At 73.3% G+C, this 12,608-nt stretch carries 14 protein-coding genes; 4 read left to right on the forward strand and 10 right to left on the reverse strand.

What is annotated here, in order from left to right; all coding sequences use genetic code 11:
• Nucleotide 1 precedes the first annotated feature (1 nt).
• The gene (locus AC3A3L_RS07635; protein WP_487639400.1) at nucleotides 2-466 is read right to left on the reverse strand and encodes a DUF2087 domain-containing protein; all 465 of its coding nucleotides are present in this window, start codon (nucleotides 464-466) and stop codon (nucleotides 2-4) included.
• Nucleotides 467-698: 232 nt separating this feature from the next.
• On the opposite strand from AC3A3L_RS07635, the gene AC3A3L_RS07640 reads away from it, so the two are divergent.
• Nucleotides 699-1,322: a LysE family translocator gene (locus AC3A3L_RS07640; RefSeq protein WP_487639401.1), complete on the forward strand. Its 624-nt coding sequence runs from the start codon at nucleotides 699-701 to the stop codon at nucleotides 1,320-1,322.
• Between the two features lie 5 nt (nucleotides 1,323-1,327).
• Here AC3A3L_RS07640 and AC3A3L_RS07645 read toward each other — a convergent pair whose 3' ends face one another.
• A complete protein-coding gene (locus tag AC3A3L_RS07645; protein ID WP_487639402.1) occupies nucleotides 1,328-2,320 on the reverse strand; it encodes a TerC family protein in 993 nt (330 codons plus the stop codon).
• A gap of 188 nt (nucleotides 2,321-2,508) precedes the next feature.
• Here AC3A3L_RS07645 and AC3A3L_RS07650 point away from each other — a divergent pair, with 188 nt between their 5' ends.
• Nucleotides 2,509-3,930: a dihydrolipoyl dehydrogenase family protein gene (locus tag AC3A3L_RS07650; protein WP_487639403.1), complete on the forward strand. Its 1,422-nt coding sequence runs from the start codon at nucleotides 2,509-2,511 to the stop codon at nucleotides 3,928-3,930.
• A 106-nt stretch (nucleotides 3,931-4,036) separates the two neighbouring features.
• Here AC3A3L_RS07650 and AC3A3L_RS07655 read toward each other — a convergent pair whose 3' ends face one another.
• A complete protein-coding gene (locus AC3A3L_RS07655) occupies nucleotides 4,037-5,239 on the reverse strand; it encodes an ATP-binding protein (protein ID WP_487639404.1) in 1,203 nt (400 codons plus the stop codon).
• A 57-nt stretch (nucleotides 5,240-5,296) separates the two neighbouring features.
• On the reverse strand, nucleotides 5,297-5,560 hold the full coding sequence (locus AC3A3L_RS07660) for a hypothetical protein (protein WP_487639405.1): 264 nt from the start codon (nucleotides 5,558-5,560) through the stop codon (nucleotides 5,297-5,299).
• A gap of 46 nt (nucleotides 5,561-5,606) precedes the next feature.
• Here AC3A3L_RS07660 and AC3A3L_RS07665 point away from each other — a divergent pair, with 46 nt between their 5' ends.
• Nucleotides 5,607-6,488, forward strand: a complete 882-nt coding sequence (locus AC3A3L_RS07665; RefSeq protein ID WP_487639406.1) for an Fpg/Nei family DNA glycosylase — start codon at nucleotides 5,607-5,609, stop codon at nucleotides 6,486-6,488.
• Nucleotides 6,489-6,627: 139 nt separating this feature from the next.
• On the opposite strand, the gene AC3A3L_RS07670 is transcribed toward AC3A3L_RS07665, so the two are convergent.
• From AC3A3L_RS07670 to aat, 3 genes are all read right to left on the reverse strand, one after another.
• Nucleotides 6,628-7,017, reverse strand: a complete 390-nt coding sequence (locus AC3A3L_RS07670; RefSeq protein WP_487639407.1) for a hypothetical protein — start codon at nucleotides 7,015-7,017, stop codon at nucleotides 6,628-6,630.
• 76 nt (nucleotides 7,018-7,093) lie between these two features.
• A complete protein-coding gene (locus tag AC3A3L_RS07675; RefSeq protein WP_487639408.1) occupies nucleotides 7,094-7,582 on the reverse strand; it encodes a hypothetical protein in 489 nt (162 codons plus the stop codon).
• A gap of 74 nt (nucleotides 7,583-7,656) precedes the next feature.
• A complete protein-coding gene (aat, locus tag AC3A3L_RS07680) occupies nucleotides 7,657-8,343 on the reverse strand; it encodes a leucyl/phenylalanyl-tRNA--protein transferase (protein ID WP_487639409.1) in 687 nt (228 codons plus the stop codon).
• 107 nt (nucleotides 8,344-8,450) lie between these two features.
• Between aat and AC3A3L_RS07685 the strand changes: the two genes are divergently transcribed.
• A complete protein-coding gene (locus AC3A3L_RS07685) occupies nucleotides 8,451-9,128 on the forward strand; it encodes an EcsC family protein (RefSeq protein ID WP_487639410.1) in 678 nt (225 codons plus the stop codon).
• Nucleotides 9,129-9,155: 27 nt separating this feature from the next.
• Here the strand turns inward: AC3A3L_RS07685 and AC3A3L_RS07690 are convergent, their stop codons facing one another.
• From AC3A3L_RS07690 to AC3A3L_RS07700, 3 genes are read right to left on the reverse strand one after another with little or no spacing between them, the layout of a single operon-like run.
• The gene (locus AC3A3L_RS07690; protein ID WP_487639411.1) at nucleotides 9,156-10,349 is read right to left on the reverse strand and encodes a hypothetical protein; all 1,194 of its coding nucleotides are present in this window, start codon (nucleotides 10,347-10,349) and stop codon (nucleotides 9,156-9,158) included.
• Nucleotides 10,346-11,500, reverse strand: a complete 1,155-nt coding sequence (locus AC3A3L_RS07695) for a hypothetical protein (protein WP_487639412.1) — start codon at nucleotides 11,498-11,500, stop codon at nucleotides 10,346-10,348. The genes AC3A3L_RS07690 and AC3A3L_RS07695 overlap by 4 nt, the downstream gene beginning before the upstream one ends.
• A complete protein-coding gene (locus tag AC3A3L_RS07700; RefSeq protein ID WP_487639413.1) occupies nucleotides 11,497-12,582 on the reverse strand; it encodes a hypothetical protein in 1,086 nt (361 codons plus the stop codon). Before AC3A3L_RS07700 ends, AC3A3L_RS07695 begins: the two co-directional genes overlap by 4 nt.
• Nucleotides 12,583-12,608 lie beyond the last annotated feature (26 nt).

Raw genomic sequence — 12,608 nt, forward strand, 5'->3', positions numbered from 1 at the left:
GTCACCGCTCGCGGGGGAAGGACCCGGAGAGGAACGCCGGGAGCCAGTGGGACTCCCAGGCCGGGATCTCCTGCCGCTCGACCGCCGAGCGGGTCGGCGCCTGCGCGGCTGTCCGGTAGCGCCCGTCCGCGCGCTCGAGGTAGTGGTAGTTCACCAGCTCGCGGCGCAGGTAGGCGAAGTCCTCGTGCACCCCGAGCAACACCCCGTTGACCTCGGGCTCGGAGTAGTCGCGGCCGGGCTCGAAGCGGCGGAGCACCTCGAGCAGCACGGCCGCGCGCACCTTGCGCTTGGCCGGCACGCGCTCGATGCGCCCGTCGGTGAAGAGCCGTCCGACGAGGCGCTCCTGCTCGGTGCGCGCGGCGTCGTACGCCTCCTGCTCGAGGGCCGCCCGGGCGGCGGTGTAGCCCTCGCCGGTCGCGGCCATGCGGGCGCGGACGACCTGCTTGAAGTCACTGTTCCTGGTCATGGTCGATCACCTTCGACTGCGCTGCGCCCCCAGTACGCCGCTGCAGCGGGCGTCGACGAACCTGACTCACGGATGCGTCCGAGGATCTGCTCCCCTTCGCCGTGTGCGCGGACTGGGGCCGGCGCGTCGGGCTGGGCGGCGGACTGCGCCCTGGACCCTGAGTCTCCCAGAGACTCAGCGGCCACGGCAAAACAGTTTCGCGTCACACCGGCGCGGGCCGCACACTGTGGCCATGCCGTCGTCGAGCCAGTGGGTCGCCTTCCTCGTTGCCTCGATCCTCTTCATCCAGGTGCCGGGCCCGAGCCTGCTCTTCACCATCGGCCGCGCGCTCACCGTGGGCCGGCGCGAGGCGCTGCTCTCGGTCGTGGGCAACGCGCTCGGCCTCGTGACCCAGGTCGCCCTCGTCGCGGTCGGCCTGGGCGCGGTCGTGGCCGCGAGCGCGACGGCGTACACCGCGGTGAAGGTCCTGGGTGCGGCGTACGTCGTGTGGCTCGGCGTGCAGGCCATCCGCCACCGCAGCGACGCGCGGCTGGCGATGGACGCCTCGGCGCCGGTCCGGCGCGGGCACCCGGTGCGGATCGGCTTCACCGTCGGGGCGACCAACCCCAAGACGATCGTGTTCTTCGTGGCCTTCCTCCCGCAGTTCACCGACCCGGGTGGCCCGGTGGCGCTGCAGACGATGCTGCTCGGGCTCGTCTTCGGCGTCCTGGCCGCAGCGTCCGACAGCACCTGGGCGATCGCTGCGGGGACGGCGCGCACGTGGTTCGCACGCCGCCCCGCGCGGCTCGACGCCCTCAGCGCCACCGGCGGCACGATGATGATCGGCCTCGGGGCGACGATGCTGACGGTCGACTGACCCCGTCAGCGGGTGCCGACGACCTCCGGCTCGTCGTCGGTGGTGTCGGCGTCGCGCCTGTTGGCCCACAGGCTCGTCGCGATGGTGACACCGAGGATGCCGAGGATCACGAACAGCGAGGTCAGCGTCGGCACGTCGGGGACCGACGGCCAGACCAGGTGCGCCCAGTGGAGCACCAGCTTGGCGCCGATGAAGCCGAGGATCGCGGCGAGGCCGTAGCTGAGGTGGCGCAGCGCGCCGAGCGCACCCTCGAGCACGAAGTAGAGCGCGCGGAGGCCCAGCAGGGCGAAGGCGTTCGTCACGAAGACCAGGTAGGGGTCGCCGGTGATGCCGTAGACCGCCGGCACCGAGTCGACGGCGAAGACGATGTCCGTGGCGAACACCGCGGCGGTCACGAGCGCGAAGGGCGTGAGCATCCGCACGCCCTTGCGGACCACGGTGAGCTTCGCACCGTCGTACTCGTCGCTGACCGGCATGAAGCGGCGCAGCACCTTCACGATGCGCATCTCGGCCACGTCGACCTCGTGCTCCTGGCCGCGGATCGCGTCGCGCAGCAGCTTGACGCCGGTGAGGAGCAGGATCGCGCCGAAGACCAGGAAGACCCAGTCGAAGCGGGACAACGCGGCCGCGCCGAGGGCGATGAAGATGCCGCGGAGCACGAGCGCGCCGACGATGCCGTAGAGCAGCACCCGCTGCTTGAGCACCTCGGGCACCGCGAAGGCGGCGAGCAGCAGCATGAAGACGAACAGGTTGTCGACGCTCAACGTCTTCTCGACGAGGTAGCCGGTGTAGTACTCCAGCCCCCTGTCGCCACCGTGGACGTTCCAGACGTAGAGGCCGAAGGTCAGCGGCAGCGCGACGTAGAACGCCGACCAGCCGATGGCCTCCTTCATCGAGACCTCGTGCGGGCGGCGGGTGGCGATGAAGTCGACGACGAGCAGGGCGAGCACCACACCGATGGTGACGAACCACAGGGTGGGGGACGCGATGGACGACATGGGTCTCCTCAGGTGTCAGTTCCTGAGGTCTCTCCCGCCGGCTCGTGCTGGTGCCGGTCCCCGCCGGGGCGCCTGCTGAGGCGCCGTAGTGACCGACGGAGGTTGGTGGGGTACTCCCCTCGGCGCAAATGTTAGTTGAACGGGCAAGCGGACCTCGAATCCGCGCGGAGCACCCGTAGGGTCCCAGCATGGAGACAGTCGAGTACGACGTCGTGGTCATCGGTGCCGGTCCCGCCGGGGAGAACGCCGCGCAGTACGCCGTCGAGGGCACCGGCATGACCGCCGTCCTCATCGAGCGCGAGCTGCTCGGCGGCGAGTGCAGCTACTGGGCGTGCATCCCCAGCAAGGCGCTGCTGCGCCCGGTCGCGGTGGCCGACGTGACGGCCGACCTGCCGGGCGTCTCGACGGCCCACGTCGCGCCCAAGGCGCTGCTCGAGCGCCGCGACACCTGGGTCTCCCACTACGACGACTCCGGCCAGGTCGACTGGGCGAAGGGCGCCGGCCTCGCGGTGCTGCGCGGCGACGCGCGCCTGACAGGCGAGCGGACGGTGCACGTCTCCTCGGCCGACGGCGACGTGGTCGTCCGGGCGCGCCGGGCCGTGGTGATCGCCACCGGCAGCGGGGCACACGTCCCGCAGGAGTACGCCGACGCGCTCCCCTGGGACTCCCGCGACGCGACCGGCGTCATGGACGTGCCCGAGCGGCTGGTCATCGTCGGTGGCGGCGTGGTCGCCTGCGAGGCCGCGACCTGGATGGCCGCACTGGGGTCGTCGGTGACCCTGGTCGTCCGCGGCCGGCAGCTGCTGAGCCGCACCGAGCCCTTCGCCGGCGAGGCGGTGCTCGCCGGCCTGCGCGAGCGCGGCGTGAGCGTCCTCCTCGGCACGACCGTCGAGGCCGTGCATCGTGCGGACCCCGAGGCCACCGGCACCGGGCGGGTCCACGGCGGCACCGTCACCCTGACGACCACGCACGGCGAGCTCGAGGCCGACGAGGTCCTGCTCGCGATCGGCCGCAGCCCGCGCCTCGACGACCTCGGCCTGTCGTCGGTGGACCTGACCGCCGACCACGTCACCGGCGGCCGGATGCCCGAGTGGCTGTACGCCGTCGGCGACGCCACCGGCGGTCCGCCGCTCACCCACTGGGGCAAGCACCAGGCCCGCGTCGTCGGCGCCCGCATCGCGGCCCGCACCGCCGGCGAGGTCGCGTGGGAGCCCGACCGCGAGGCGCCGGTCCCGCAGGTGGTGTTCACCGAGCCCGAGGTCGCCAGCGTCGGGCTCACCGAGGCGCAGGCCCGCGACGCCGGCCACGAGGTGGTGGTCACCCGGGTGCCGACCTCCTCGGCCGCCGGCACCAGCCTCCAGCGCGACCACGTCGCCGGCGACTCGCAGCTCGTCGTCGACGCCCACACCCGGCTGCTGCTGGGCGCCACCTTCGTCGGCCCCGAGGCCGGCGAGATGCTCCACGCGGCGACCGTGGCGATCACCGGCGGCGTGCCCGTCCACGTGCTGCGCCACGCCGTGCCGTCGTACCCCACCGCCTCGGAGCTCTGGCTCCGGCTCCTCGAGGAGCTGCCGCCGTCCTTCCGGACACCGCCTCCCACACCCGCCTAGCTGGTCGAGGAGGGACGAGAACCGGTGGTGCGCGCCGGGCGGTGAGTGAGACATGTTTCCGGGCCTCAGAACGTGCCTCACTCACCGCTCAGCCGCGGGCCACCGCTCAGCCGCGCTCGCGGAGGTAGCGCCCGAAGTGCGGGACGGTGAAGGCGATGCGGCCGCGCTCGCCGGAGTAGACGAGGCCCTTCTTGAGCAGCGAGTCGCGCGCCGGGGAGAGCGACTGCGGCTTCTTGCCGAGCGCCGCAGCGACGTCGGAGCTCGGGACGGAGTCCTCGTCCCCGCCCGCCCCGGCCTGGCCCAGCGCGACGTCGGCCATCGCCATCAGGTAGTCGCGCTCCCCCGGGGTCGCGCGCTCGTAGCGTGAGCCGAAGAAGCCGACGGCGAGCTCGGACTCCGCCTCGGGGGCGGCGACGGCGACGTCGGCGGCGGTGATCGGCGAGCGGGGCGCGAGGTCCCACACGGCCTTGCCGTAGGCCTGGATGAAGTAGGGGTAGCCGCCGGTGGCGTCGTACATCGCCGCGAGCGCGCCGGGCTCGTAGGCCGCGTCCTCGTCGGCCGCCGGAGCCTCGAGCGCGCGGTCGGCGGCCTCGCGGGAGAGCCGGTCGATGCGCTGGTAGCGGAAGAGCCGCTCGCTGTAAGACTTGCTCGCGCTCAGCACGGCGGGCAGGTGCGGCAGGCCGGCGCCGACGACGATGACCGGGAGGCCCGACTGGCTGAGCTCGTGGCAGGCGGCGCACAGCGCGGACACGTCGTCGGCCCCGAGGTCCTGCATCTCGTCGATGAAGATGCCGATGCCCTTGCCGACGTCGGCGGCCAGTCCGCCGAGGTCGGTGAAGAGCTCGACGAGGTCGATCTCGATGTCGCCGGAGTCGGCGCGCCCGCGCACGGCGGCGGCATCGATGCCCGGGCTCCACTGGTCCTTGAGCTTCGCGCCCGCGCCGGCGTCACGGTGCGCGAAGGACTTGATGACGCCGAGGACGTGGTCGACCGAGTCCTCGTCGCGGTGCCCGAGCTCGCGCACGGCCTGATGGAGCGCGCTGCTCAGCGGTCGGCGGAGGCCCTGGCCGGGCCGCGCCTCGAGCTTGCCGGTGCCCCAGCCCTTGCGCACGGCAGCGCCGCGCAGCGCGTTGAGGAGGACGGTCTTGCCCACGCCGCGGAGCCCGGTGAGCACGAGGCTGCGCTCGGGCCGGCCGTTGGCGACGCGCTCGAGGACGACGCCGAACGCGGCGAGCTGCTCGTCGCGGCCGGCGAGCTCGGGCGGGCGCTGCCCGGCACCGGGGGCGTAGGGGTTCCGGATCGGGTCCACGATCCGACCATATTCGTCAATCTAGGCAGGTCCCTAGATTGCCGGATAGTCGGCGAGTCAGCCCGCCTCGCTGGGCCGGTCGAGTCGTTGCACCCGCGCGCGGGCGGCGTCGTACGCCTCGTCGAGCCCACGCCGCAGCAGCGCGATCAGGTCGGGCACCTCGTCGGCGGAGAGCCGGAAGGTGCCGGCGCAGACGTTGTCGCGCCACAGCGACAGCACGACGAGCTGCTGCTCCTGGTGCCACGTCACGCGCAGCGAGCGGTCCTCGCCGCGAGGGTCGAAGAAGACCGCTCCGGTGCGAGGAAGCTGCTGACGGGCCATGTTCCATTGTGACTCGGCCCACAAGTCCCTGCCTAGACTCATGCACGTGCCCGAGCTCCCCGAGGTCGAAGCCCTCACCCAGGACCTGCGCGGTCGGTTGGTCGGCCGCGCCATCAGCCGCATCGACCTGGCCGCCTTCAGCGCGCTCAAGACCTTCGACCCGCCGCTGCACGCGCTGCACGGCACGCTCGTCGACGACGTCACCCGGCACGGCAAGTTCCTCGACATCGACGCGAGCGGGGTGCACCTCGTCATCCACCTCGCGCGGGCCGGCTGGATCCGGTGGCGCGACGAGGTGCCCGCGCTGCCGGCCAAGCCCAGCTCGAAGAACCCGCTCGCCGCCCGCATCGTGATCGACGACCCCGACCTCGAGACCCGCCCCGGCCTCGACATCACCGAGGCCGGCACCCGCAAGGGCCTCGCGATCTACGTCGTCCGCGACCCCCAGGAGGTCGAGGGCGTCGCCCGGCTCGGACCCGACCCGCTCTCCGACGACTTCACGCGTGAGGTGCTCCAGCAGATCCTCGAGCGCGAGGGGCGCAAGCAGCTCAAGGGGGTGCTGCGCATGCAGTCGATCGTCGCCGGCATCGGCAACGCCTACTCCGACGAGATCCTGCACGCCGCGCGGATGTCGCCGTTCAAGCCGGCCAACAGCCTCGACGAGGCCGAGCTGCAGACGCTGTACGACGCCGTCCGCACGACGCTGGGCGACGCGGTGCAGCGCTCGAGCGGGCTCGCCGCCAGCGAGCTCAAGGGCGAGAAGAAGAGCAACCTCGCCGTCCACGGGCGGACCGGCCAGAAGTGCCCGGTGTGCGGCGACATCGTGCGCGAGGTGTCGTTCGCCGACTCGAGCCTGCAGTACTGCGCGACGTGCCAGACGGGCGGCAAGCCCCTCGCCGACCGGCGGATGTCCAAGCTGCTCAAGTAGGTCTCGCGCATTCGCTCGGACGCTGCTCGGACGTCGCGTCACCTGCCCGGGACGTGGTCGAGGCGCCGGCTGGGCCCACCCCCGTGACAGCCCGACCGACGCCTCGTGCGTCAAGCCTACCCTGACGACGCTGGTGATTTCACGCTGTGGCGCCCTTGTCGCCCGTCCGGCGCGAGAATCGTTCCCACGCCGCCTGGCGCGAGACCCCGAGAGCCCGGCCGATCTCCGCCCAGGAGATGTTGCGGCTGCGGAGCAGGTCGACCCACTCGTGCGCGAACGCGGTGTTCTGCTCGGCCGACGCGAGGATCTGCGGCAGCGTCGCCAGCAGCTCGGCGTCGTCCATCCGCTCCCACGGGAACGGCCCGCGGGCACTGGTCCACTGCGCCTCGTCGTGGAGGATGCCGTGGAAGTCGTCGACACAGCGCTCGCAGACCTGGGCACCCAGCCCGCCGACCAGTCGCAGGTCGGTCCCCGGGCCTCCGGGCTCGCCGCAGAAGGAGCAGATCCTGCCCTCGCGCGTGATCGCCATCCGCATCCTCCCTCCGCAACCCCGCCCGCCATCGTACGTCGCCCGCGGCTGCTGCGCCGGTGAGGCGCGAGCAACGTCACTCGGTGGAGTCGGGGACCTCCGGGAGCTCCGGCATCTCGATGTCGTCCATCGGGTTGCCGCATGTGTCGGTGAGGTAGTTGCCGAAGGCCTCGGCCTGCTCCTTCTCCTCCGCCGAGGCGTCGGCGCCACCCATCTCGAGCTCCTCGAGGTTGTCCATCGAGAAGTCGTCGGCGTCGGTGTCCTTGGCCTGGTCGACGACCGCCTCGAATCCCTTGCGCGCCTCGTCGGAGATGCCCTCGGGGGTGCCGACCTCCTCCATCCGCGACCCCCAGTCCTTGACCGCCTGGGCCATGTCCTCGTCGCTGGGCAGATCAGGCGTGTTGGTGTCCTCGGGCACCAGGTCGGACATCAGGCTGTTGGCCGCCTCGCAGAACCCGTCCTTGCTCGCGTCGCTCGGAGCGCCGCCGCCCCCTCCGCAGGCCGAGGTGACGGTGCCGACCAGCAGCACGGCGCTGGTCAGGGTCAGGCGGGCACGGATGGTCATGGTTTCCCCCTCTGGTGGGACGCGTCCCCCGTCGGGACCACGTCACGATCGGGCCTACCCTCCCGTGGCGGTCGCTAATCGTCCACCCGGAAGGGATCCGGCAGCGGCGCCTCGAGGGCCCGGCCGAGCGCGGCGAGGTAGTCCGCGCGCGGACGTCGTACGACACCCAGCGACGCGAGATGCGGTGTCTGCCACTGCACGTCGAGCACCCTCCGGTCGGCGTGCCGGTCACGCAGCAGCTCGACCAGCGACAGCAGTGCCACCTTCGAGGCGTCGCGCTCGCGGTGGAACATCGACTCGCCGGCGAAGAGTCCACCCACGCTCACCCCGTAGAGCCCGCCCACCAGCCGGTCGTCGCGCCAGGCCTCGACGGAGTGCGCCCATCCGAGGCGGTGCAGACGGCCGTAGGCGTGCCGGAAGTCCGGGGTGATCCAGCCGTCGGCCCGGTCCGGGCTCCCGCACGCGGAGACCACCTCGTCGAAGGCGGTGTCGATGCGGATCTCGACGTCGCGCGCCGACCGGCGCAGAGACCGGGACACGCGCAGCCCGTCGAGCGGCAGCACGCCCCGCTCCACCGGCGAGAACCAGCCGAGGTGCTCCTCGCCGTCCAGGGTGACCGGCATCGGGAAGAGGCCCAGGCCGTAGGCGGTGACGAGCGTGCCCGGCTCGAGGTCCGCGCCCAGCGCGACGAGGTCGTCGTCGGGGTCCCACGTCGAGCACGGCGGGAAGGCCCACGGCGTCGGAGCGGGGACGATGGGCACCCTTCGCACGCTAGCGAACAACCCAACCGACCGGGACGCCCGTTGGTGTCCCTCGTGCGCACGCAGGGCGCTCCGCCGGCTGGGCGAGCGACCGTACGATCGGGGGCATGGGCCTGAAGGAGACCGTCGAGCGACAGCTCGCACCCCGGATGCACGACATCGCGCCGGGGCTGACCGGCGCGTTCGTGCGCGAGGCGCTGAACCGGGCGATCGACGGCGTCGGCCCGCTCGCCCCGGCCGCGATCGCTGCCGACAAGCAGCTGCGCGAGCAGCGCGGCAACGTCGAGCGCGCGATCCACGAGGTGATCGAGAACAACGTCCGGCTTGCCGGCGCGCAGGGGTTCGCCACCAACGTCGGCGGCATGATCACCATGGCGATCACCATCCCCGCCAACGTCACCGGCCTCGCGGTCCTGCAGTGCCGGATGGTGGCCGGCATCGCCCACCTGCGCGGTCACGACCTCGCCGACCCACGCGTGCGCAACGCCATCCTCACCCTCCTGCTGGGCGAGGAGCAGGTGGACGAACTCGTGAGGAAGCGCAAGCTGCCCAGCACGCCGATGGCGATCGCCACGGCGCCGGTCCACGACCCGACCATCGACGGCTCCATCTCGGCCGTCGTCGCGACCGACATCGTCACCCGGATCGCCGGCAAGCGACTGGCGACCACCCTGGGCCGCAAGATCCCGCTGGTCGGCGGGGTCGTCGGGATGGGCGCCGACGGCTACGCCACCTGGCGGATCGGTCGCTACGCCGACCGCGAGATGCTGCCGCGCCGGCGCTGAGCCCTGGACGTGGTCGCCAGGCGCCCGTCAGCCCTTGCGCCCGCGCAGCCTCCGGTAGGCGTCGAGCGAGCCCCGGCCGGCGGGGCTGCCCTCGAGCGTGGTGACCACCTTGCGCCTCGCGCGGTAGGCGGTGGTCGCCCGGGCGCGCTCGAGCTCCTCGCGGGCGTCGCGCAGCTCGCCGTGCAGCCGCTCCTCGACCGCCCGCAGCCGCGCGCCCTCCACCAGCAGCGCGCTGATCGCATCGAGCGCCGGCGGGAGCAGCTGGTCGGCGGTCGCGGAGTCGGGGTCGGCGAAGGCACCCGCGTCGGGCCCGAGCAGGTCGTCGAGCGATCCGACGACGTCGTACCCCCGCTCGGCGAGCACCTCGATCCAGCGCGCCGACAGCCCGCGCGCCCACGCGTGGTCCTCGGGCGCGAGGCCGAGCCGCGCCGAGGCCACGCTGCGCGACAACGTCTGGTGGGCCAGCGTCTCGCGCACCAGGGGGCGGTAGTCGGGCGGCGCGATGATCGAGGTGACGCGCTCGTTGATGGTGCGCAGGAGCGAGGTCTCCGGGACGCCGAGGGACGGGTTCTCGCGCTCGGCGGTGAGGTCGAGCGGCAGCCCGTCGAGCCCGAAGGTCCGGGAGAACCGGCGCCACAGCTCGCCGCGGTCCGCGCCCGGAGGGGGCAGCGTCACCAGGTGCACGCGCTCGGGCGGCAGCGAGGAGCCCCACCGCTCGAGGATGTCGGGGATCTCCTGCACGGCCCAGAACCACGAGCCGATGCGGGAGTCGCGGTCGGGGTCGCGGATGGTGCGCAGGAACCTGGCGTACGTGATGTGGCTGCGGTGCTTGACGTTCTCCTGCCACTCGGCCGGGACCTGGCGCACCAGGTCGCGCACCGACAGCACGAGGTGGACCTCGGCGTCGCCCAGGGAGGCGAGCGCCCGCTCCACCTGGGTCGGGGTGGCGCGGGCGAAGATCTCGTGGCTGATGATCGAGGTGCCGTGCCACTCCCGGACCTCGGCGGCCAGCCGGTCCCAGGCGCCGACGGCCTCGGTCTCGATGCCGCCCCACGGAAGGGTCATCAGGTCGAGGGCGGCGAGGAAGTGGGCGTCGAACCGGTCGGCGGGGTAGAGGATGTCGTGCTCGCGCAGCACGGGCTGGTTGCGGAAGAGGACGTCCTGGAGGTAGGACGTGCCGGTCTTCGGGCAGCCCACGTGCAGCAGCACCCGCCTGCTCACCGCTCCACGCTCCTCTCCGTGCTGCTCTGCCCCGCGCGCCAGCCGGGGTCGACGATCATCCTGATCGCCAGGTCCAGCACCTGCCGGCCGTCCACCCCGGCAGGCCCGGACGGGCCGGGTCGGTCCGCCGCGGCGCGCGGCGCGAGGTCGGCGAGGTCGCCGACGACAGGGTAGCCAGCGCGGGTCAGCCGCCGTGTCATGCGGGCCGCGGACGACGCGACCCAGTCCTGCTCCGCATCGGGTACGACGACGGGGGCGACGCCGTTGTCGGGCATCCGTCGCTGCAGCGTCCGCATCAGCGCCGGCCGCTCGGCGACGGGCACCCGGATGCCGACGACGGCCGAGATGCGACGGGCGAGCTCGGCCTGGTCGGCGCCCGGCACGCGGACCGGGGGCAGCCGGCGCACGCCGACGTGGCCCGGGAGCCGGTCGAGGTCGGTGACGACGCGGACCAACGGTCGGCGCCCGCCCCAGCGTCGTACGGAGTCGTCGAGGTCCACGCGCGCGGGCAGCTGGTCGCGCTCGCGCCAGAATCGCAGCCAGTCGCCCCACGGCCTGCTGCCGTGCTCGAAGCAGCGCTGGGTCCACGTGTGGGCCAGCAGGTCGTCGAGGGGGCCGCCGACCGCGACCACGAACGGCCGGGGACCGCCCTCGGGCCGGCCGCGGCCGAGCAGATGCTCGCGCGCGGCGGCGACGACCACCGGGTCGCCGACCAGCCGGAAGCGGCGGCGCCACGGTCTCGGCACGCCGCGCCTCACCGGGTCGGGGCCCAGCGCGACGAGGTCGTCGGCGAGCAGGGTGCTCGCCACCCGCAGCAGCTCGTGGGCGCCCACGGTCGCGGGGTCGACCGGCCGAGCGCCGAAGCCGGTCGCGGGGGCGCCGACCAGAGGCAGGTCGGCCTTGCCGCGCCCCGCGGCGGGGGCGGCCAGCACGCGGTCCGCGAGCCGCTCGTCGCTGCCGGCGTGGCGGCCGCGGGCCAGGTTGACCAGGCGCAGGAGCTCGAGCTGCTGGGCGCCGGGCAGCGCGCGGGCGTGCTGCTCGCCGGCATCGCCGGGGCCGGTCCACTCCAGCCACGGCGTCGTTCCTCCGGCACGCAGGTGGGCGACCCACCCGTGCACGGACCCCGCCGGTCGGGTGGCGCTGGCGGTCACCGGTCCCGCAGCCGACGCGCGGCGTCGCGGAGCCGGCCGCCGACCGTCTCGGCCGTCGCGCGGTTGGCCGCCTCCTGAGTCATCACGGTCAGGGCGTCGAGGGCGGCGCCGAGCTCGAGCTTGGCGCGCACCTGGTCGGGGTCCTTCCACTTCTCGGTCTCGGCCGGACGGCGCGGGCGCAGGTCCTCCACGTCGCCGACCACGTCGACGCCGCTGCCCTTGATCCACTCGATCCAGGCGTCGGCCTGCTGCTCCGCGAAGTCGTAGCGGTCGGGCGGCAGCCGGACCGGGATCGCCTCGCGGGAGACCAGCACCTGCTGGGCGAGCAGCTCGCGGATGAGGGCGTCGTACGCGGGGTCGCGCCACACGCCGAGCTCCAGGCGCCGGTTGAGCTTGCGCAGCAACGAGGTCTCGGCGATGCCGAGCGAGCGGTTGTCGCGCTCGGAGTCGAGCGGTGCCCACGCCGGGTCGATGCCGAACGCCCGGCAGAAGCGCAGCCACAGCTCGTCGCCGTTGGGACCACGGTCGTGCGGGACGGTGACCACGTGGACGCGCTCGGGCGGCAGCTTGGCCCCCCAGCGCGCGAGCACGGTCGGGAGGTCCATCGCGTTGAAGAACCAGGTTTGGCCGCGCTCGACCTTGGTGAGGAACCGCTTGAACGGCCACTTGCGGCCCTGCTTGATGGACTCCTGCCACGCCGCGGGCAGCTGGCGGCCGAGGTCGCGCGCCGAGTAGACGACGTGCACCTCGTGGCCGGCGAGGTCGTTGAGGGCCTTGGCCACCTTGTCGGGCTTGGCGCCGGCGAGGATCTCGTGGCTGATCACGACGTTGCCCTCGGCACGCTGCACCTTGCGCATCATCGCGGCCCACGCGCCCTCGGCGTGCCCGGGCGCCCCGCCCCAGTCCTGGTCGAGCAGGTCGAGCGCCGCCCGGAAGTGGAACATGTCGGACCGGCCCCCGCGCGGGCCGGGGATGGTCACGCCGTGACGCGCGAGCGAGGCGGTGTTGAGCAGCAGCCGGTCCTGCAGGTAGGTCGTGCCGGTCTTGGGGGCGCCGATGTGGAGGTGGACGACGCGGCTCATGGCGCTGATTGTGCCCGAGCCCGGTG

The organism is Nocardioides sp. Soil_C_8 (genome assembly GCF_057656315.1).